Here is a 21,459-nt window from a genome sequence, read left to right on the forward strand (position 1 = left end):
TCAATAGCAAACTAAAAAAGATCCTCAATGAACAATTTGTTTTGTTATGAGGATCTTTTCTTTTCATGACTCATGATTGCCTTGATTTTCTCGTTCTTTCAACCATTCTTCAACTAACTGTAAGTCTTCTTCCGTGGCCAAGTTTAAAATGAAACTTTTGGTTGCAGACTTTTTATTCCTATATTGCTTCGCTTTGGCATTTTTTTGTTCATACCTTTTTACAGCCTGTCTTAATGCTTCACTGGTTTTGTGCGATGAATTATCCAAATTTATCCCCCTTTTCTATTTTACACTATATCAAAAAAATATAAGAATATCCATATAATGCTTGCGAATATAAGCATATCCTTATATAATAGAGTTGTAAGGAAAAAGATTTTCTAAATTAGAGGAGGAACCCGTTATGAACATGATGCTAAAAAACAAAGAATATCAAGTAAGATTTGAAGAATATGCCGATAACAACAATGTCGCAATCATGGTAGTAAAACCGAAAAAAGGTAGGATGCGTGAAGAAGAATTAGTCACTACTGCGACCGTAAACACAGATACAGCGATCAAACCAGATTTTGTAGCAATTAAAGGTTGGTCTGAAAATACAGGGATTGAACAAGCTTTGATTGATGCAGATGTCATTTGCCCAGAAAGACTTGGAGCGATCCGATGTGGTATGGCTGTCGCTTATGTTTATGAACTAACTCCTACAGCAAAAGAAGCCAAAAAGAATCAACAGTAGAGCATGGTTTATGGCACAGGAAAACGATTTATCCTGTGCCATATCTCTACATTCACTATGTAAGATCAATAAGGAGAATGCATATGGTAATCGCAAGAGGGAACAAAAGACTGCCAGTAACACTTAATGTACATAGGCAAAAAAGTCTATCACAGCTGAAAAAGAAGTATAGCAAGAGTGAATCAAAACTTTTGTGTATTGCGTTAGATATGTTGGTTGAGCAAGAAAAAGCTGGTTTTGAAATACCGAAACTGAGAGAGTGATACCACTTTATTCCTTAATTCATAATAGTGATGGCACTTTTTTTAAATAAAACAGCAGCTTGATTAAATTTAATCAACACTACTTAACGCTTAGGAGGGAAATCATTTGATCACAGCAAAAAGTTACTTCAGCGGAGCCGGCGGTATGGATCTCGGAATGGTAGAAGCTGGTATTAATATTTTAGAGTCTTTTGAAATAGATAAAAAAGCAGTCGCAACGTTAAAAATGAATTTCGACCATACAATAACGCAATGCGATATTACCCAGATAACTGTTTTAGATCAACAGGACGCTGATGTTTATATTGCTACTTATCCTTGTACCAAGTATTCAAATATCGCTGATATAAGTGGTACACGTACAGGTGATGATTTGTTTCTTCACTTTTTTAGACATATCGCTTTGTCAAAGCCCGAAGCTTATGTAATTGAAAACGTACCAGGTATGAGGAAATTCCAAGTTGTAATGGAGTGTATGACAAAGCTTCCAGATTACTACGTAAGGGTCGAATGTCCGGTAAATGCGAACTGGTGGCTACCTCAAGAGAGGAAAAGATTGATTGTGATCGGTACTAGAAAACCATTTAACAACTTAGACTATCCACTTGCTATTGAACAAATACCTGTAACAGTTGGGGATATTTTGGAAAGTGATCCAGAAATTCATATACCCGAATATGTGTACAAACGTCTTAATGGTGGCTACCGAGATAAACCAATTATTACTCCTAGAAACGGTAAAGCACCGACATGTGTTGCGCATTATGCAAAAGACCGTAGCACACGTCTTGTAGATGATGGCAAGCGTATAAGACCTTACAGCGTTTTGGAATATCAAAGGCTCCAAGGTTTTCCCGACTGGTTCAAATTTGAAGGTACTGATAATGATGCGTATAGACAAATTGGAAATGCTGTTCCAGTTGATATGGGAAGATGGGTTGGGCAACAGCTGAAAAAATACTTTGAATCTTAAGACAAGAAATAAAAAGAAAATCAATATGGACTAGAAAGAAAGGAAGAAGAAAGCATGAAATACAGTCAAATGGATCATAGAAAAATGTGGGTAGAAAAATTGGAAAGTGATCTGTCAGAACTCGAATCATTAGGGTATAGCAAAGATTCTAAAGTGTATAAGTCAGCTGTAAAACGGACTGACAAAGCCCGAAAAGAACTAAATAATAGTCACTAATTGACAGAAATAGAAAACTAGAAAGGAATGTATTTATGAGATCGAAAAAAGAACAGCACTATTTCGACGAGGGATATTTTTCGGCAATGAGAGATGCTATGTCACTTGATATAGAACATTATGGCAATGGTGCTGGTGCAGAACTAATTCAAGAATTTAAATTGAGACGTTCCGATTTTTTGAAGTATTTTGAAGCTGAAGATATTCAATTTATAGATGACTATGTTGAAGAAGGATCAAGGCGATACAAAGAAATTTGGTTATCATAATTATTCTACTATCCACCGGATTCAAAGAAAAACTGCCCTCTTAGTTTCCGCTAAGAGAGCAGCAAATTATTATGTCTTTTAGAGTATACATGGTTATAAGATCTTAAACAATAAGAAGGTGTTATGATGATAAGATTTGCCGTTGACTTTTCGTACTATGAGTTCGACCAATTAATATATTCAATATCCTGGGTGAAACCTAAAACGAAGGAAAATGCAATCGACAAGTTAATTAGCAAATATGACTATATTCATATTCAGAATATTAGAGAATTACTTAATTAAACAAGATAGCATACAGAGAATTAACGGAATTCAAAAATGGATTTTTGTCATTTTTTTAAAAAAATTAGAAAACGCTATCTCATTAATGGTAAACTAAATTAGGAAAAAGGAATTATTGTGATGGATGAAAAAGCAAAACAAAAAATAGTAAAATTACTTGCTTTAGCAAATGACGCTAACGATGAAGAATCGATGTCTGCTTTAGCAAAAGCCCAAGAATTGATGATTCAGCACAATATTGACGAATCGGAAGTATTTAGTTTTAAGCAAGAGCAAAAAACCGAATCAGTAATCGATGTGGTTATTTATCAAGGACGTCCGCAAAAATGGTTTTACCGATTAGCGTCAATAATTGCTAAAAATTTTCGGGTTCGCTACTATTATGTATCCGGCGCACCGGTTGAACTTCATTTCGTTGGAATCGAATCAGACGTTCAAGTCGCACAGATCACATTTGAATACGCCCGTGGTAGTGCCAGCTTCTGTGCAAGACAGTTTTTGCAATTACCGGAAATTCGTCGCAAGTACAAGCGGAAATGGCAGCTAAAGCAAGATTATCTTGAAGGCTATTTACGGGGATTATCTGAGACTTTCAGAAAGCAGGTGCTAGCAAACGGTTACGCACTTGCTTTACAAGTGCCAGAAGTGGTCCAGACTGCAGTCAAAGAAATTGGACTTGTTCCTGGGAAAGACACGTCGCATAACGTGAAGGATCGGGAAGCATTTTACTCTGGGTATGAAGAGGGAGTACGCTTTACTGATAAAGATAAGTTAAGTGTATAAAGGAATTTCTTAAATAGAATTAAAAATATGGTTAGGAGGAAAAGATATGGAGGATTTATTTTTTAACAAAGAACATATCGCCAAATTCAGCTACATGATGAATGAACTAGGGTTTGAGGATCTTCATGACCCTTACTGGAGAAGCTTGGTGTTTATCATTTCTGGGAATGATAAACTGTTTGATGAACGTAACACTTTAGTTAACATTGAAAGAAAAGAAATAAATAGTGAAACATGGTTTGACGGTAGGTTATCAGGAGGGGAACAACGACTACTAGCTTTAGCATACAACTTATTTACAAATCAGGACTTCTATGAGTTTGATAACGGAAAGAAATACTACATTTCTCCTTTAGAAATATTCTCTGGAGTTGATGAAGCAGGATACAATCTTGCAAAGAACGCCATTGCTGTAAGGCTTAACTTTATCTGAGTATGCTGTAATTAACCTTTGCAAGGATATATAGAGGAAACAAATGAAAAAGTTAGTTAAATAGGAGGGGTCTAGTTGAAAAAACATAGGAAAATCATAATTAAAGTTTTGGCGTATCTTTCTTTGGCCACTCTGGTATTCTCAATTTTTATTTATTTTAGAAGTTTGACGAGTACTATCGAAAGTCAACAGCAAAGAGTTGAAGCGATGGATCTGAAAATCGATCGATTAGAAAAACAGTTGAATCAAGACCAGGACAAATCTGAAATTGATTATGAAGAAAATAATGATAATGGATTCTACGAGGGAGCAGTGGAATCTTACTTATTCAAAGATAATCAAATTCCTGAAGGAAAAGTATTTTTTACAGAAAATGAAGCGAGACAATATGGAGAATCGTACGCACAAGCAACAAATGTGACTAAGGTTGAAATAACACCGGTCGAAGCTGTACTGTATTATAGTGATGGCGAACAAAAAGACGGGTATGTCTACGCTTGTAATATTCATACAGCTGATTCAGTTCTAAATTAATATTATAGAGGTAGTACATTCAAACATAATAAATCTTTGCTTCCTCTATTGATCTTCAGCGAGGATCAGTAGAGGAAACAGGGGAAAAGAACTGGAAGTAGACACAATTTCAATATATTAAAAAGTTAGTGAGAAACTTTGAAATGCAATCATAGAATAATAAGGATTATAGAAAATAGGAAGAAGGGAAAAAAATGATAGAAAAAGAAAGTAAAGAAACGATGGTAATGGAACTGAATTTAGAAGAAGCATTGATAGTATCTACTGTTCTAGGAATGGCAGATCAATTACTAAAGAAACCAGTACACGAAGAAGAACTCGACGACATAATACCTTTTTATGATGAAGAGGAATTAGAAGATGTAAAGAAACTGTACAAAAAAATCGAGGATAAACGTCGTGATACTTTTTACGGAGGATTACCATTTTAGGTTGGAGCAGACATTTAAATATTGAATACGGGGATACTGGAATATCCGTGCAGAAAATATTAAGTTTCTTCAATAAAGAAATCCAATTTATGAAGAAGGCAACCAGAAGTTTACATTGTAAACTAAGCATTTAACACCGATACGTAAACATTTGGTTTCTTTTATTTCTCATTAAATTTTGTCATACTTAAGCTATCAAAATGAAATGAGGGATAATGATGAAAAAGATTGTATTAACGATTTTACTATGTAGTGTTTCCTTTGTTATGGTAGGTAGTTTAACCACTCCAACAGTTGGGGCTGTAGAAGAGTCAAGTAACTCTGTTGCTTCGGATTATGTAACTAAAGAGGATGGGACTATAGAAATGATAGTTCCTGAATATGAAGTTGAGCAAGATTTACAAAAACAAGTTGAAGACTATATTTCTAGTAAAACAGGATTAACAAGAAGTCCAACTTGGGTAAATCTCACTCAAAAAGTTATTGAAACAAAATATCCAGTAGCTAGTGGATATGCAGGAAATCAACCAACAAAAGGAACAAAATTTCCTTCAGGAGGTGGATTCTATTGGTCATCTGGAGGTGGACCTAACGTCAGCGTAAGTGCAGGTTTTGCAGGGGTTAGTATTTCTACCAATTTAGGAAAATCAGGGACTTCAGGGAATTTTGTAAATGCACCTAACAAAACACAATACTTTAAACTACATGTGAGTGAAAAGTATAAAGTCCAAAAAGTAGCAGTATACGGAGCTCCTTACACAAATCCAAATGGACCAAAACAGTTCTTATATTATACTTACCCCAAAACACTTTATTCTCGAACCTTGTCAGCAAAGGCACAATAATTTAAGAAGGTGAAGCATGTGAAACAGAAATCGACAATAGTTTTGATTCTGATAACTTTATTAGTTACAGGTGCGTTTGTTTTTAATCTGATCACAAATAGAGTTCCTGATATCATTGGTTTTTTTGGTAGTCCAAACGACAATCAAAAGACGCAAGTTACCTTTGATAAAGAAGGGAAATATGTATTATATTTTGACGGAAAAGAATATGATCGTGGGGAATATGAAAAATCAACCGAACATGCTTACACTTTAGATTCAAGTAACAATAATGATGGTTTGATAATTTTAACTAACAAGCAAAATTTCCTAATTATCCCCACGTTGCAAAATGATCCTATCTTATTAGATAAGATATCTGATGTACCTACTTTTATTGAATGAATTTTTTAAACAAAGACGCCCTTTTAGATAACTATTCTAAAAGGGTTGTTTTTATTTAAACCTCTAAGAAAGATCCATAAATTAAAAAGGGGTCAGAAACTTAAAAGTTTTTGAGCTATGTTTATTTACTCATTTAATAGCTTTTCTAGCAGCTCAATTTATTAAATCAGAAAGTTACTTTTTTAGAGAATATCAGAGTTTATCTCTCAGTGATTCCGATTATATTGAAATATTTTAATTTCCTATATGAACATAAATTATAATAGTGATATACTATATTTGTTAAAAATTTAATGATATATGATTTTTCCAAAAAATATATTTTAATGTTCGGAGGGTAATATGGATAAGATAGGTAGTGGGGGATTTGGTAATGTATTTAAAAAAGATGGTAAAGCTATTAAATATTTGAGCCACATGGTAAGACCAAGAGAAGGGATAGAACATCGATTCTATAGAGAATACGAAATTACAAAATCTTTATCTCATGTACCTGGTGTAATAAATGTATTTGAATACGGAGAAGACAGTACTGGTCTTTATTATACTATGGAATTATGTGACAAAAATCTCAAGGATTTAATTGAAAATAATTATACTTCACTAAGTAAAGAGAAGAAAGATGAATACATTCTAAGCATAGTTACTACAATGAAAGAAGTACATGATTTAGATATTTTACATCGTGATCTCTGCCCAAATAATATATTAATCAAAGAAGAATCAATAGTTATTTCAGATTTTGGCTTGGGAAAAAATTTAAGTGAAGATTACTCAAGGAAAACAATAAATACTACGTCATTCGGACATTATGGATATACTGCTCCAGAGCAACTAAATAGTCTAAAGGAGGCAACAAAGCAGTCCGATGTATATAGTTTAGGAAAAATAATTAATTATATAATGACCGGTGACTATGACAATGATAATCATAAGTTTTCGATTATATCTAAAGCCGCAACTGCTCAAAGTGAAAAAGTTAGGTATGTTGATGCAAATGAACTATTATCTGCAATTGAATCTATTTTACAGAAGCTAAAAAATACAGAATTTGAGAGTAAGTGTTTAAAAGATATAGAGAATAACATCTATAATGATGATATAAAAGTATATTTTTTAAATATGGGAGCGATCGAGACTTACAATAATTTTTCGATTCCTAACTATAGAAATATCTTGCTAACATTTTTGAAGCGTGAGCCTACACATGCAAAAGAATTATTGGAAAAATTGCAGACCAGTATGTCTAATTGTCGAAGTTTTGAAGCCTATGATAATTACTCCTATATTATGTATACTTTGTTAATGGAGGAAGAATCAGAACATAATATTGACACACTTTTTTTAGCTGGAGAAATACTAAAATATATAGCAGTAGACGTACGCCGATTCAATGCACAAGATAAAATTAGAACACTCCTTGACAAAGAACACGTACATCCAAAAATTAAAGAAATGTTAGATGACAAGTAAAAAAATGTGAAATATATAAATAATAATGTAACCAGTCAAAAGAGACACAAGTAGTTGTGTCTCTTTTGATATGTTTAGTTCAAACACTTTTAATTGGACACCAGAGTATACCCTGGTGGTATATTTGCCGATTGAAATATACAAACCGTTTTTTGCGACCAGATAAGTTGAGCAAATTAGATATAAAAAAATAGAATGTGTATGATGGAATTGTTAAAAAGAGTGTTCAGAAAATGACGATTTTCTGGACACTCTTTTTAGATACCATAATTAATAAGTATTACTTTGCTTTCGTGTTCATTAACTCGTAACTAAATCATTGTTCAATTAAAATTTAGATTTATGAGTATTAGGACAAATATTGGATGGGGTCAGAAACTTAAGAGTTTATGATCACTCTTTGGTTGCTATATACTATAAAAGTGTTCAAGATTAGATATTCTTGGACACTTTTTCTATGCTAGATTTTCCCATAGATAACCTTTAGTGATACTACTAACTATGCTATTACTTTCAATTCATTTAGAAATTATGAATAAATAACTTGACCTTATATAGATGATTATCTATATTGTATATAGATAATCATCTATATAAGGAGGGTCGAAAGAATGAATTATGAATCTCTTTCATTAGTATTAAAATCTCTAGCGGATCCAAATCGCATGAAAATAGTAGATGTGCTTTCTTGCGGCAGTTTATGTGCATGTGATTTACTTGAATATTTTGATTTTACACAACCTACACTCTCTCATCATATGAAAGTACTTGAAAAAGCGGGTGTTGTTTGTGTAAGTAAAAAAGGACAATGGCACCATTATTCGTTGAGGGAAGAATTTGTTGTAGAATTTATGGAATCTATTCAACAATTACTTGTAAATAATGAAGGCAACTGTGTATGTAAAGTAAAAGAAGGATCTAAAATAGGGGGAAAGTAAAAATGAAACCAAAAGGTAAATCTGAAGGGTTGGGTTTTTTTGAAAAGTATTTAACTCTGTGGGTAATATTGTGCATGATTGTCGGCGTGTTGATTGGACAATTTGCGCCAGCTATCCCTGATACATTAAGTCAATTTGAGTATTTTCAGGTCTCAATTCCAACGGCTATTTTGATATGGTTGATGATTTATCCTATGATGTTAAAAATTGATTTTACCAGTATTGTTCGTGCTGCTAAAAAACCTAAGGGATTAGTTATCACGTGCGTTACTAATTGGCTTATTAAACCGTTTACGATGTATGGCATTTCAGCACTCTTTTTTTATGTGATTTTCCAACAATTGATTCCAATAGAACTAGCAAAAGAATACGTCGCTGGTGCAGTTATTCTAGGAGCAGCACCATGTACAGCGATGGTTTTTGTGTGGAGCTACCTAACAAAAGGTGACTCTGCCTATACTTTGGTTCAAGTCGCAATCAACGATTTAATTATCCTAGTATTATTTGCACCTATTGTTGCTTTCTTGTTAGGTGTTGATAATGTAAGTGTCCCCTTAGCTACTTTATTACTGTCTACTGTTCTTTTTGTAGTTGTTCCATTGTTTTTAGGCTTCATTACTCGAGTGTTGATCATAAAAAAAAGAGGTTTAACCTATTTTGAAAATGTCTTCTTGAAGAAATTTGATTCAGTGACGATTATTGGTTTATTACTAACTCTGATCATTATCTTCTCCTTCCAAGGTGAAAGAATTATTGCTAATCCATTGCATATTTTATTGATTGCAATTCCTTTAACGATTCAAACGATTTTAATATTTACAATTGCTTATAGTTGGGCAAGATTTTGGAAGTTGCCACATAATATTGCTTCTCCTGCTGGAATGATAGGAGCAAGTAACTTTTTTGAGTTGGCAGTAGCGGTATCAATATCACTTTTTGGATTACAGTCGGGAGCAACTTTAGCAACAGTCGTAGGCGTACTTGTGGAAGTGCCAGTTATGTTACTTTTAGTTAAGGTTTCTAATAAAACAAAAGACTGGTTCATAAATCCGGAATCTTTGAGTGAAATCAAGAACGTATAAAGGATAGGTGTGGAGAAATGAAAATCATCATTATTGGATCTGTCGCTGCTGGAACAAGTGTCGCTGCAAAAGCAAGAAGAAATACGGAAGATGCAGAGATTGTTTTGTATGATAAAGATATGGATGTGTCTTACGCAGTTTGTGGGATTCCATATGCAGTGGGGGGAGAAGTGGAAAACTTTGATGAACTGACGCCTCGTAATGCTGAATGGTTTAAAAAAAGGTACGACGTAGATATTCATACCTCTCATGAAATAACTCAGGTTGACTATGATAAAAAATTGGTGCACGGAATCAATCTAATTACAAAAAAATCATTTACCAATAATTTTGATGTTTTAGTGTTGGCCACAGGATCGGTTTATAATACCCCAGAAATATTTGTTAATAGACATTTTGAGAATGTTTTTCAGGTGAAAAATATTTCGAGTGGGAAAAGTATCAAGAAGTTTGTAGATGAAAACGAGCCAAAAAAAGCAGTTGTCATTGGTGCTGGATATATTGGTTTAGAAATGGCCGAGCAGTTACAGAGACTAGGTCTTGAGGTCTCGTTACTTCAACGAAGTAAATATCCCATGTCCCATTTAGACTGGGACATGTCTTCAAGAATCATTAATGAAATGAAAAGGAAAAACATTGCCTTTTTCCCTGAAGAAACCGTCAGAAAAGTTAACGGTGATGGTAGTCTGAAGTCTATTGAAACGGCTAAAGGAACTATCTTTTCGGCAGATATTTTTGTATTAGCTACCGGAGTAAAGCCGAACACCGCATTAGCAAAATCCATGGGAATTAAATTAGGAATTACCGGAGCTATAGAAGTAAACGATAAGTTAGAAACCAATTTTCCAAATGTTTATGCTGTAGGTGATATTGCAGAAAGTTTTGATCGCATAACTAGGCGACCAATTTATCGACCTTTAGCTTCAACAGCCAATAAAATGGGAAGGATCGCAGGAGATGTTATTACAGGTGGCAATCTACGACACAAGGGAATCTTAGGAACTGGTATTTTACGATTCTTTGATTTAACAATTGCTCAAACTGGTCTCACAGAAAAAGATGCTTTAGCAAATAATATAGCTATTACTACTTTATATAATATTAAACCTAATAAGCCGGACTATATGAATGGTAAAGAAATGGTGATCAAAGCAATCGCAAATAAAGAAAATGGGAAGATACTTGGGGCTCAAATCATAGGTTATGATGGGGTAGATAAGCGGATCGATGTGCTTGCTACTGCTATTTCATTTGGCGCAACTGCTGAAGATTTGTTTCACTTGGATTTAGCATATGCCCCACCTTTTTCTACAACAAAAGATCCCATTCATTATACTGGGATGGCTTTGAACAACGATATAAATAATGATACCCCGTTAATGACCCCTATAGAGCTATTGAGAAGAATTGATAGCGGCGAAAAATTACAAATTATTGATACCAGATCAAGAAAACAGTTTGAAACTTCGAAAGTTGAGGGAGCAATTCACATACCTTTAGCTGAGTTAAGAGATCGATATGAGGAATTGGATAAAGAATGTGTGACAGTAACTTATTGTAATAAAGGCGTTACTGGAAATGCAGCACAAAATATTTTACTGAACAAAGGATTTAAACAAGTTTATAATTTATCCGGAGGAAATAAAAACTATCAAGAAGTTTGTGAAACGATACAAAAATTATGATAGAATTCTAAATATTGGAATAATTAGGAAGAAACTTATTTTGAGGTTTGATGTAAAATTTGTATTTTTTTCAAGCTTCATTTTTTTATATATTATGGACTACTAGAGGTGAAATTGAAGATGGTAGATTTAACTAAAATTGAATACCGAGTTTTGATTTCATTATATGAATGCGAGGGAGGGATAACAAAACGTAACTTTGTAAAAAAATACCCAGAATTTAAGCTGAATACAGCTTATTTAGTTATTGATCGGCTAGTAGACAAAGGGTACTTAGAAATGAATTACTCAAAAAAAACTGAATTATCAGAAAAATTGTTTAGTCCAATCAAATCAATAACTGACTTCTATTCTGATATGTTTGGTATTTGCGCTGTTGATCGTACGGTGAAAAAAGTAATACGTGAACTAACTGATTATAGTCAAACAAGTTTTATTCTAGATAAAATAAGAGAAGCAAAAAGATATGCAAAATAAATTTATATAGTTGGAATGAAAAGGTAAAATCTCATACTTATAGTCTTGGTATACAGTAAAAAAGAAATGGAGAAATGTCTATGGGACTTTTACATTTGCTTTGTGTAATATTGTATTCAATTATAGTAATTAGCTTACTTATTTCCTATGATTTATTTGTAAAAAATTTTAAGAAACTCCATTTACGATATTCTTTTAAAATAATTATTGGTTTAATATTATTTGTATCGCAAATGTATTTTATCATAACTTTTTCGATAAATAATGTGGGGTATGTTTATTATGAATATACATTACCTTTATTTATCTTATACTTTAACTCATTCAAAATGAAAAATTATTTTCTTTTATTGGCTCTAATGATGGTGTTTATCGGACTATCGTAATAAGTATTATTGATATCAAGACATTACTTAGTATTCTAGTTCTAAGTATACTGGCATTCACTTTTAGTTTCGTAATTAAAAAAACCTTTTATAAATATAAAATACAGATACCGTTTTATATATTTTTTGTTTTAATTACTCTAATGATGGCTGGATTGAATTCTATGCTCTTTTTTGAATATAAACTTACTTTTTGGGAATATCTATCTTTGTTTATAGGGTCTATAATTATTTGTATTTCTTGGCAATACTATCTAAGTACTCAAAAATAATTCTTAAAAGATATAAATAGAAAACTTATTGAGAGAAACTACGATGAATTGACGAAAGTTAAAAATATTAGAAGCTTAAATGAAGACGTAGATAGTATGACAGATGTTGAAAAGGAAAAGCTTATTTTTATTATGATGGATTTAGATCATTTTAAAAGAATTAATGATCACTATGGACACATTACAGGAAATCGTGCTTTAATATTCTTTTCAAAAAAAATAACAACTTTTCTTAGTGAAGCACACCAAGATCAAGTAGAGGTTTATAGATATGGAGGCGAAGAATTTTTAGTTATTTTCAAAGACAGTACATTAAAGTCTGTTCAAAAGACTATATTAAGATTTCAGGCATTCTTATTAAAAAATAAGTTGAATATTGGAGGGGAAAGAAAGATTACGCTTTATTTTTCTGCTGGCATTTCTAAGTATGATTCTTCTTTAGATGTATATGAACTCATCAATCAGGCTGATCAAGCGCTGTATGCTGCAAAAAAAAGAGGTAGAAACACAGTTGTTGTTTATTCTTGATTTATTATGCAATTAAACATGATTTTGGCTTGATCAAGATCTCTTGGACGGTTCATTAAAATAGTATTGTTTAACAAGGGCATTTTACTTGCTATATATAAATAATTGTTCTAAAATTTTCTAGTGTGTCTCATTAAAAGAGTAGCGGAGAAAGCAGATTGGGGAAGTCTTCTTTTTATATGTTGCTTTTATATTTATAGGTGAGTAAATCTACTGTAATGATAATATATTTATCGTTTTTCAGAAGGTTTCATCAAAGGACGCAAAGAGAAAGTTCTATTTTTCTCTTTGCGTCCTTTTCTAAACTATTTATTGGAAAGTAAAGATCTACTAAACTGAAACCAATCATTGATATAACAAATCATGCACATAACTTAATATTTATCATGCTATTGGAGGGCTTATGGAAGAAAATAAATACATCGAGATTGTTAAAGTGTTCTCAAAACTTGGGTTCTTTGCTTTTGGTGGACCAGCTGCTCATATCGCTATGATGGAAGAAGAAGTCGTGGATAAAAGGCAATGGATGTCTAAGGAAGAGTTTCTAGATTTATTAGGATTTACTAACTTGATTCCTGGTCCAAACTCTACAGAGATGGCAATTATATTAGGTCATCGGCGTGCTGGAAAATGGGGATTATTTTTAGCAGGTATTTCATTTATTTTACCAGCAATGGTCATTGTAATGATTATAGGGCACTTTTATAAATTATATGGAGACCTTCCTAGAGTTCAAACAATTATGGAGTATATAAAGCCTGTCATTGTAGCAATTATTGTAGCAGCTCTAATAAAGCTTTTTAAAACAGCTATAAAAGATATGTCTACATTTATTGTTTTTTGCCTGTCTCTGCTTTTGGTTGTTTTTGGTGCTTCGGAACTCACTGTGTTAATAGTTGCCGCAATACTCTTACTATTAATAAAAAAAGATTGGAATTTTAAAAATTATGTCATAGAGCCATTTAGTCTCTCAATTTTATTTTTAACTTTCCTGAAAATAGGTTTACTTTTATATGGTAGTGGCTATGTATTACTTGCGTTTATCCAATCAGAATTTGTTGATAAGTTACAAGTATTGACCCAAGTTCAAATGATAGATGCCATATCTGTAGGCGAATTTACTCCTGGGCCTGTATTTACTACAGCAACTTTTATTGGATATTTACTTTTCGATATCCCAGGTGCTTTGGTAGCTACAGTAGGGATTTTTTTACCATCGTTTCTACTGGTTCTTATATTAGCACCACTATTTTCCAAGCTTAAACAATCCAATACATTTTCCAAAATGTTAATTGGTATAAATGCGGCAGCATTAGCATTGATGGCTAATGTTACCATCCAATTAGGACAAAATATCTTTGTTGAATGGTATTTCATTTTAATTTTTTTTATTAGTCTATTAGGTATTCTTAAATACAAAATTAACTCTGCATTCTTCATCTTAGGGGGAATTCTATTAGGTCTATTTTTATGATTTAGATTAGATGATCTATTGATAAGAGTTTTGCATAAGAATGTTAGGGTATTTATGTATAAAAACAATAGATTTTTTTGTATTTAAACGAGTTATTAATGACGCGTCTCACTTAGAATATAATTATATTCATCGGGATTTAGAAAAGATTACTGATCCTAACTTGAAGGACGAAGAAGTAGAGTATTTGATTGTAAATCAGATACATCACAGACTTTTAAAAAGTTCACACAGATCGTTATTTGGAAATAAAATAATAATAAAAAGTATTGATGAAAAAGATTACAAGTTATTAAGATATTATGTGGAAGCATTATCGGAAAACCACTATAGAATAAAATAATATTCCTTAAAGTCTTAGGTTTCGAAAAGTTAATTATTACTTATGTGAATGGTTTTTAAATAAATGATTGCTTGATAAAAAATGATTATGAATTCTACAATATTGATTTTAACGGATCAGAAATTATAGGATTTTGCTCTATTTTAAAATCGAGCTGAAGCTGGATCTAAGAATAGGAGACAATAAATAGATGTACTGCTTTATTAACATAAAAAAAGCAATTTTTAATCTGTGATGATTGGCTTGCTAGTTTGTGATATTTTTTAGTTAAAAGTTACTTGCATTTGCTATGTCTAACTGTAGGTAATACCATTTTGGAGGGATGATATGGAAGAAAGTGAGAGTTTTGAACAGCACTGGCTATTGTCATCTAGTATCCAACGTGTAAAATATCTGAAACTTCTTTCCGCCTATCCAAAAACTACTTGGACGGAGGAGGAAAAGAAGGTATTTCTCTGGTTGTGTCAGATGGATATCGATACACTTGAAACAATGGAGATCATTTTTAGCAAATTAGCACACAAAAAATGAATAAGATAGCTACTCATTCTTACAAGTAGCTGCCTTTAATATGAAAAGAGCTTGGCCATTAGAGAGTTTCACTCCTTATGCTAGTTTTTCTAATTCATGTATTGCATTTTCGATTGTAGTACCGGTTGCCACTTTGGTTTCATCATTTTTAGAAAAAACAATAAACAAGTTTAAGTTAGTGTCCAAAGTAACACGATAATCAATTGTTTTGTTAGTGAATGTCATAATACATTCTCCTCTCTCAAATAGTGACGAAAGGTAACGATAACGTTCATAGCGAAATTCTATATAGATAGTATAGCACATTAAAAATAAAATAGTGTATAGTGAGTGATAAGTTTATAAAAAAATAATATTTTTATGTAAAGTTGCAACTAAAGAGTTTGTGTGGTATACTACTTATAGTGATAAACTTTGAAACGTATTAAGAGTGCTATACAGAAATTTATACTCTCCTTTTGCTTATCAAACAATTATTGCAACAAAATGCATTCGTAATGATGCACAAGGAGGAAATAGTATGAATAAAGGTACAGTAAAGTGGTTTAATGCAGACAAAGGTTTTGGTTTTATAACCGGAGAGAATGGTCAAGATATCTTTGCTCATTTTTCTGCGATTCAAGCAGATGGATTCAAGTCTCTCGATGAAGGGCAAGCAGTCACTTTTGATACTGAAGAAGGTCAACGTGGTATGCAAGCTGCTAATATCTATAAAGCATAAAAGTGCCTTTTAACCCGTCTCAACATGTGTGAGGCGGTTTTTTCATACTTCAAAGGAGGGGTAAGAATGAGTTTTTCACAATGGAAACCACAACAACTTTCAATAGAAGGCCAAGCTTTTCATATAGATCAACAGGTCATATTTCGATATAGAAAAAAACAAGCAGCTGGAACAATTATAAAGCTACTCAGCAATTCGGCAGTTGTAACCCTTTCAAATTCAGAAGTGACGAATACTACGGAAAGAACAGTTATAAATTATAAAAATTTAATGAGTAACTGAAATCAATGAAGAATAGATTGAGTTTTTTGATCACGTACTATGTATATGTAAACTGGATAGACGATTGGTTTGAGTGGAGGAATAAAATGCAAAAAGAAGCTATTCATCAGTTAATCGTAAAATTGACACTTAACAAAAATTGGCTTAATGACCCAATGATTGTTAATCAAGTGAAATATCTAGGAGATCAACTTTCTTGTACACGACGTTCTCCGATTAATTATAATCAGATTCAGGGAATCAATGTTTATTATCTGGATGGTTCTGAAAAAATGTATACTTCTTTAAAAAGTTGCTGTGAAGGAGAAAAACTCTTCAAAGGAACCATCCAGAAATATATTTTATCTGATTCACCCATAGCAGATGGCAGATATTTCTGTGTCATTCGCTAATCTATAAACTTCTAAATCCGCCACCATAAGTTTTGCGATAAATATTTCTTTTTATTAAGCAGATTAAGGATGAACATTTAGTTCATTAGATACAGATATACAAAAAAACTAGCTATGATCAGCTAGTTAAATTATTTATACATAAGAGAGTTACATCTAGATTTAGCTTCCTCTAAAGTAGAAAATTTTTCGATATCAATATCGTAAATAAATAATTTGAGTTGAATATTGTGCAACTCTTTCAAATTTAGCACAGCAAATGACGTGATCAAAGGTGGTCTCGATTGAAAATCATACAAATTTGTTTTTGCTTTTGATGAATATAAACGGTAGTCCGAACTAAAAACTTCCACTGGATAAAAATTAGTATTCATATTTGAACACCTACTTTCATGGTACTTATCCAGTATAGCACTTAAAAGAAGTCAAAAGTAAAAATAGAAAAAACGTAAGGGATTCCTAAGCATTGCTTCTACATCGTAATTACTTGCAAAAAAGAAATATATAGCGTAGGCTGATTAAGCAACATGCATTAATCTAAGAAGAGTACCGGCACAGAAAACTTGGGGAAGTTTTTCTGGACTGCGCCGAATACTCTTCGTTTTTTTATTTTAACATTATTCTTACTTAATAAACATTAGAATATGAGAAGTTGCATTTAACTGATTTTATCTATTGCTTAATATTTTAATAGTCTACGGAATGTGAGGAGGTATTTAGTATAGTATTAGCATAGAGACAAGAGGCTTCTGGTTTCTCTAGAGTTAACTCCATGGTTTATTATAAATAAGAAGAATGAGGAGGAGATTCGATGAATATAAAAAAGCAGCTGAAATGTTTGATTTAAGTGTGGATACACTAAGCTATTATGAGCGTGTTGGCGTGATACCACCCGTTCACCGCCACGAGAGCGGCTACCGAGATTATACTACCAATGATTTAAATTGGATTTATCTAGCAAAAAACTTGCGAAATGCTGGATTGTCGATTGAATCTTTAATTGATTTTGCTCAACTAGTTCAATTACGTAAAACACAAAATGATGCTATATAGATAGAAGGAAAAATTTGGGAGGTTATCATTCTGGATGAAAAATAAGCGTAGCTATTAAAGAATTTTACATTTAACTGCTGAAAAGGAATGGTAAGATTCTCCAAAAATTGTCAATGAGGTTCAAACGATAGAAACAACTATTTTAGACGGACGCGCTTCGCCCATGAACTATTAGGAGTCAAACGAAATAAGAGTTACTGAATCATAAGAACAATGTCAGAAACTATGCAACGATCAGTGGCTGCGTAGCTAACGAACTACCGTGTCGAGTAATTATTACAAAACTTATTAAACCCGTGGTGCTAGTTAATTTTTTCCTAGAGGAAAATGTCTAAACATGTTGGTAAATCAACAAAAAAACGCATATAGTAGTCTCAAAACTCCCAAGAAATGAGGACTACATATGCGTTCATCAAAATATACTGAACATTATACAGATACTTTTATAACATTCAAGGAAATTATGAGAACTGTTTCTAACATATACCACAATTGTGTACCAGATAAGATTAAAAACCGAAGAAATACTGATCAACTGAAGCAACGCGATACAGTGATTATTGCTTGTGTTATATGGGGCATAATTAATGGCTATACTAGCCAAAGAGCCACGTATAGAGCGGTTTGTTCCGTCTTATTTCCTAATGGTGACTTTCCTAGTAGGAGTCGATTCACTCGCTTAAGTTCAAACTTAGCTTACACTATCAAGATTATTCGATACTTTTTCATCAAGAAGCTCACCAAAGGTGAACTAGTCGGAATTATAGATAGTTTTCCTAGTTTATTATGTAAACCAGTTAGAAATAGACAAGCAAAACTATTGAATCAAATAGCCAAAGTTGGCTATAACTCAACAAAAAAATCTTATTTTTATGGTCTTAAAATTCATATGATCGTTACTAAGACTGGCTTTCCGATTACTTACTAAATCACGAATCCAGGTGTCCATGACGTGAAAGTGTTAGAGACTTTATCGGAAGAAGCGAATCTTCCCAATATCCTAGGGGACAAAGGATATATTAGCCATAAAATCCATGAAAAACTTGCCCTTAAGGGCATTACTATATCCGTTCCGCCACGTAAAAACATGGATAAATCAGAAAAACTAGACCACAGCTTACTTGGAAAACAAAGAAAAACAGTTGAGACTGTTTTTTCTTCCTTAGAAAAATTAGGTTGTCAAAATTTCAACTCACGTTCTGTTAAAGGGCTAGAGAGTAGATTTGAAAGCATATTACTGGCTTACAGTGTTCTATTAAGTCGAGCACAACGACGTTTTGAAGGAACTTTGAGATATTCTTTAGGATATTAAAATTAACTAGCACCACGGGTGATTTATAGTATACTATGTCAAAAGGAGGAGTTAGATGAACAATCAAATCACACTAGCGTATTTAGATTATGATGATCTAGATGCTTTACAAGTTGTAAGTGTTGTCAGTTTTTATGAATCGTTTATCGATGGCGCAGATCCACTTGATATGCAAGGATATTTACAGACACAATTGACAACTGAAATATTGGCAGTAGAATTGGCACAGTCAACCAGTAAATTTATTGGTATTAAGGATCATCAAATACTCATTGGTTATATGAAAGTCAATGATGAAAAAGATGCTATAGAGATTCAACGGCTCTATCTGCTCAAAGATTATCAAAACAAAGGGTTAGGGCAACGGTTACTCGATGAAGCGAATCGTTATGCTAAAACGAAACAAAAACGTTATTTACGTTTGACTGTTTATGAAAAAAATCATGCAGGTATTCGTTTTTATGAACGTCATGGATTTAAAAAAATCGGGATCAAACATTTTCCTTTAGGAAAACAAGATCGTATTTGTCCGATTTTAGAAAAAGAAATCTAAAAAAACGTCCTCACTTTTGATGCTGAGGACGTTTTTTTAGACTGGTAATGGAACCATAATTCGCTTTCCTTTTTGATAAATCGCTAATTCCGTCACACCTTTTGCTTTTAACAGAGCAAAAAGATCATCGAAATGGAAACGGAAATGTTCAAGGTAATGCCCATCTGATCCAACACTAAACAAGGTACCACCACGTGAAAGATATAAATCGATGACATATTCATATAACGCTAAATTGTCATACAAGTAAGCGCTCTTAGCATTTAATTCGAATGCCAATTTATTTTTGATTACTTGATCTAGAATCGGTAAAAACTGCGCTTCATATTGTTTAAATTCAGCAACGGATAGACCAAATACCCGAAAACCATAGTCAAAATGAGCAAAGACATCTGCTTCTATAACAACTAGTGCTTCTGAAAGTTGTGCAAAATACTGAGGAATCACAATAGCAGGATCCATATCTTTGACTTCGTCATCTAAATAATCAAATTGACCATTATGATGCACACTGAGTAATTTTAAATCGTAATCTTTATCGGCTAAATAGTCGATGATCCGATCCTTTTCAGAAGCGATGTAACCGATTTCGATGCCTTTTAAAACACGATTGCCAAAACGCTTATTTAAGCTATCGATTGTTTGACTGTACATTTCATAATCGGGGATATCATCGACTTTAGTAACAGGATTGGCTAAGTCAAAATGTTCAGTTGTCACGACGTAACCATCGTAGTTTGTTAAATAGTCCTCATTTCTTGGGAGTTTTGAGACTACTATATGCGTTTTTTTGTTGATTTACCAACATGTTTAGACATTTTCCTCTAGGAAAAAATTAACTAGCACCACGGGTAGTATTTTATATTCTTATATTAAAAAGAAAGATGCCGTTTGCATCTTTCTTTTTTTAGTTAAAAGGGAGAATTTATAAAATTAATGAAGTTTTAGTAATGAATCTATTGAAAAATTTTTTTCCATTAGTAATATTGTCTAATAATCAGAATATTCAGAAAAAGGAGGGGCAATATGTCGGAATTTTTTCAGTGGAAATTAGTTTGGGAATATTTTCCAAAGGTTTTAAGTGCTTTGCCGGTTACGTTGATGATAGTAGCAGTGGCGTCGATTACAGGATTGCTTTTAGGGATTTTACTTGCATTTATTCGTGTCGAAAAAGTGCCATTTCTGAGTCAACTGGCGGCAGTCTTCGTTTCATTTATTCGAGGCACACCGATATTGGTTCAACTGTATGTTGTGTATTATGGTGTACCCGCCTTATTACAAATGATTCAAATCGATGTTTCCTCATGGAATAAAATTATTTTCATCTATATCACCTACGGATTAAATACTGCTGCCTTTCAGTCTGAAACTTTCCGGGCTGCGATTCTAAGTGTACCGGTCACACAGAAGGAAGCGAGTATTGCTTGCGGATTGACGAAAACACAAATGTATCGACAAGTGATTTTACCGCAAGTTGTCCGTGTCGCATTACCTGCATTTGGTACAACTACGATTGCACTGCTGCAAGACACATCGCTGGCTTTTACCATTGGGGTAGTGGATGTTGTCGGCAAAGCGCGAGCGATAGGCGCAGTGACCTTCCATACACTTGAAGGCTATGTCGGTGCGGCGATCTTGTTTATTACCTTAAGCTTCCTCTTAGAACGTGTTTTCACCGGTCTGGAACGTCGGATGAGTTTTTCGAAAACAAAACAACAAACAGCAAAAGTACCACTGATATCATGGACCAAAAAACAGCAAAAAATCAAAACAACATAGGAAAATTTTGGGTAGAGGGAAAGGGA

27 protein-coding genes and 2 pseudogenes are annotated in these 21,459 nt (G+C 33.0%); 26 read left to right on the plus strand and 3 right to left on the minus strand.

Annotated elements, in window-relative coordinates:
* Nucleotides 1-63: 63 nt before the first annotated feature.
* On the minus strand, nt 64-267 hold the full coding sequence (locus IGI72_RS03985) for a hypothetical protein (protein WP_085811501.1): 204 nt from the start codon (nt 265-267) through the stop codon (nt 64-66).
* Nucleotides 268-403: 136 nt separating this feature from the next.
* Between IGI72_RS03985 and IGI72_RS03990 the strand changes: the two genes are divergently transcribed.
* From IGI72_RS03990 to IGI72_RS04080, 19 genes are all read left to right on the plus strand, one after another.
* Nucleotides 404-736 (plus strand): hypothetical protein, encoded by a 333-nt coding sequence (locus tag IGI72_RS03990; protein ID WP_138314766.1) that lies wholly within the window; start codon nt 404-406, stop codon nt 734-736.
* Between the two features lie 83 nt (nt 737-819).
* A complete protein-coding gene (locus tag IGI72_RS03995; RefSeq protein ID WP_008381280.1) occupies nt 820-999 on the plus strand; it encodes a hypothetical protein in 180 nt (59 codons plus the stop codon).
* A gap of 106 nt (nt 1,000-1,105) precedes the next feature.
* On the plus strand, nt 1,106-1,972 hold the full coding sequence (locus IGI72_RS04000; protein WP_074536849.1) for a DNA cytosine methyltransferase: 867 nt from the start codon (nt 1,106-1,108) through the stop codon (nt 1,970-1,972).
* Between the two features lie 54 nt (nt 1,973-2,026).
* Nucleotides 2,027-2,188, plus strand: a complete 162-nt coding sequence (locus tag IGI72_RS04005) for a hypothetical protein (RefSeq protein WP_171025425.1) — start codon at nt 2,027-2,029, stop codon at nt 2,186-2,188.
* Between the two features lie 35 nt (nt 2,189-2,223).
* Nucleotides 2,224-2,457, plus strand: coding sequence for a hypothetical protein (locus IGI72_RS04010; RefSeq protein ID WP_074536848.1), 234 nt, complete (start codon nt 2,224-2,226; stop codon nt 2,455-2,457).
* Between the two features lie 405 nt (nt 2,458-2,862).
* Nucleotides 2,863-3,525: a DUF2786 domain-containing protein gene (locus IGI72_RS04015; protein ID WP_138314765.1), complete on the plus strand. Its 663-nt coding sequence runs from the start codon at nt 2,863-2,865 to the stop codon at nt 3,523-3,525.
* A gap of 46 nt (nt 3,526-3,571) precedes the next feature.
* Nucleotides 3,572-3,958 (plus strand): DUF6075 family protein, encoded by a 387-nt coding sequence (locus tag IGI72_RS04020; protein ID WP_138314764.1) that lies wholly within the window; start codon nt 3,572-3,574, stop codon nt 3,956-3,958.
* 75 nt (nt 3,959-4,033) lie between these two features.
* Complete coding sequence (locus IGI72_RS04025) at nt 4,034-4,492, plus strand: hypothetical protein (protein ID WP_138314763.1); 459 nt, start codon at nt 4,034-4,036, stop codon at nt 4,490-4,492.
* Between the two features lie 194 nt (nt 4,493-4,686).
* Nucleotides 4,687-4,923, plus strand: a complete 237-nt coding sequence (locus IGI72_RS04030; RefSeq protein WP_074536846.1) for a hypothetical protein — start codon at nt 4,687-4,689, stop codon at nt 4,921-4,923.
* Nucleotides 4,924-5,141: 218 nt separating this feature from the next.
* Nucleotides 5,142-5,768: a hypothetical protein gene (locus IGI72_RS04035; RefSeq protein ID WP_074536845.1), complete on the plus strand. Its 627-nt coding sequence runs from the start codon at nt 5,142-5,144 to the stop codon at nt 5,766-5,768.
* Between the two features lie 18 nt (nt 5,769-5,786).
* Complete coding sequence (locus IGI72_RS04040; RefSeq protein WP_074536844.1) at nt 5,787-6,152, plus strand: hypothetical protein; 366 nt, start codon at nt 5,787-5,789, stop codon at nt 6,150-6,152.
* A 342-nt stretch (nt 6,153-6,494) separates the two neighbouring features.
* Complete coding sequence (locus IGI72_RS04045) at nt 6,495-7,625, plus strand: serine/threonine-protein kinase (protein WP_074536843.1); 1,131 nt, start codon at nt 6,495-6,497, stop codon at nt 7,623-7,625.
* A gap of 611 nt (nt 7,626-8,236) precedes the next feature.
* Nucleotides 8,237-8,563 (plus strand): ArsR/SmtB family transcription factor, encoded by a 327-nt coding sequence (locus IGI72_RS04050; RefSeq protein WP_074536842.1) that lies wholly within the window; start codon nt 8,237-8,239, stop codon nt 8,561-8,563.
* A gap of 2 nt (nt 8,564-8,565) precedes the next feature.
* Nucleotides 8,566-9,645 (plus strand): ACR3 family arsenite efflux transporter, encoded by a 1,080-nt coding sequence (arsB, locus tag IGI72_RS04055; RefSeq protein ID WP_218193595.1) that lies wholly within the window; start codon nt 8,566-8,568, stop codon nt 9,643-9,645.
* A gap of 17 nt (nt 9,646-9,662) precedes the next feature.
* Nucleotides 9,663-11,330 (plus strand): FAD-dependent oxidoreductase, encoded by a 1,668-nt coding sequence (locus tag IGI72_RS04060; RefSeq protein WP_218193596.1) that lies wholly within the window; start codon nt 9,663-9,665, stop codon nt 11,328-11,330.
* 120 nt (nt 11,331-11,450) lie between these two features.
* Nucleotides 11,451-11,807, plus strand: a complete 357-nt coding sequence (locus IGI72_RS04065) for a hypothetical protein (RefSeq protein WP_223597931.1) — start codon at nt 11,451-11,453, stop codon at nt 11,805-11,807.
* A 706-nt stretch (nt 11,808-12,513) separates the two neighbouring features.
* Nucleotides 12,514-12,993: a GGDEF domain-containing protein gene (locus IGI72_RS04070; RefSeq protein ID WP_005225246.1), complete on the plus strand. Its 480-nt coding sequence runs from the start codon at nt 12,514-12,516 to the stop codon at nt 12,991-12,993.
* Nucleotides 12,994-13,396: 403 nt separating this feature from the next.
* Nucleotides 13,397-14,467: a chromate transporter gene (locus tag IGI72_RS04075; protein WP_005225247.1), complete on the plus strand. Its 1,071-nt coding sequence runs from the start codon at nt 13,397-13,399 to the stop codon at nt 14,465-14,467.
* A gap of 670 nt (nt 14,468-15,137) precedes the next feature.
* Nucleotides 15,138-15,341: a hypothetical protein gene (locus IGI72_RS04080; protein WP_005225249.1), complete on the plus strand. Its 204-nt coding sequence runs from the start codon at nt 15,138-15,140 to the stop codon at nt 15,339-15,341.
* 75 nt (nt 15,342-15,416) lie between these two features.
* Here the strand turns inward: IGI72_RS04080 and IGI72_RS04085 are convergent, their stop codons facing one another.
* On the minus strand, nt 15,417-15,566 hold the full coding sequence (locus IGI72_RS04085) for a hypothetical protein (protein WP_175445299.1): 150 nt from the start codon (nt 15,564-15,566) through the stop codon (nt 15,417-15,419).
* 295 nt (nt 15,567-15,861) lie between these two features.
* Between IGI72_RS04085 and IGI72_RS04090 the strand changes: the two genes are divergently transcribed.
* The 6 genes and pseudogenes from IGI72_RS04090 to IGI72_RS04115 all read left to right on the plus strand — a co-directional run bounded on the left by IGI72_RS04090 (nt 15,862) and on the right by IGI72_RS04115 (nt 19,654).
* The gene (locus IGI72_RS04090; protein ID WP_074536940.1) at nt 15,862-16,062 is read left to right on the plus strand and encodes a cold-shock protein; all 201 of its coding nucleotides are present in this window, start codon (nt 15,862-15,864) and stop codon (nt 16,060-16,062) included.
* Nucleotides 16,063-16,128: 66 nt separating this feature from the next.
* A complete protein-coding gene (locus IGI72_RS04095; protein WP_010748155.1) occupies nt 16,129-16,344 on the plus strand; it encodes a hypothetical protein in 216 nt (71 codons plus the stop codon).
* Nucleotides 16,345-16,430: 86 nt separating this feature from the next.
* Nucleotides 16,431-16,736, plus strand: a complete 306-nt coding sequence (locus IGI72_RS04100) for a hypothetical protein (RefSeq protein ID WP_060792665.1) — start codon at nt 16,431-16,433, stop codon at nt 16,734-16,736.
* Between the two features lie 795 nt (nt 16,737-17,531).
* Nucleotides 17,532-17,777 (plus strand): annotated as a pseudogene (locus IGI72_RS04105) (MerR family transcriptional regulator); the annotation flags it as partial.
* Nucleotides 17,778-18,192: 415 nt separating this feature from the next.
* Nucleotides 18,193-19,101: pseudogene (locus IGI72_RS04110) on the plus strand (IS982-like element ISEfm1 family transposase).
* 55 nt (nt 19,102-19,156) lie between these two features.
* Entirely contained in the window at nt 19,157-19,654 is a 498-nt protein-coding gene (locus tag IGI72_RS04115) for a GNAT family N-acetyltransferase (protein ID WP_002295755.1), read from the plus strand.
* 36 nt (nt 19,655-19,690) lie between these two features.
* On the opposite strand, the gene IGI72_RS04120 is transcribed toward IGI72_RS04115, so the two are convergent.
* Nucleotides 19,691-20,374 (minus strand): PHP domain-containing protein, encoded by a 684-nt coding sequence (locus tag IGI72_RS04120; RefSeq protein WP_002335147.1) that lies wholly within the window; start codon nt 20,372-20,374, stop codon nt 19,691-19,693.
* Nucleotides 20,375-20,680: 306 nt separating this feature from the next.
* Here IGI72_RS04120 and IGI72_RS04125 point away from each other — a divergent pair, with 306 nt between their 5' ends.
* Nucleotides 20,681-21,433, plus strand: a complete 753-nt coding sequence (locus IGI72_RS04125) for an amino acid ABC transporter permease (protein WP_003125416.1) — start codon at nt 20,681-20,683, stop codon at nt 21,431-21,433.
* Nucleotides 21,434-21,459 lie beyond the last annotated feature (26 nt).

The sequence above is a fragment of the Enterococcus sp. DIV1059_2 genome (genome assembly GCF_051713685.1).
GTDB lineage: Bacteria > Bacillota > Bacilli > Lactobacillales > Enterococcaceae > Enterococcus_D > Enterococcus_D casseliflavus.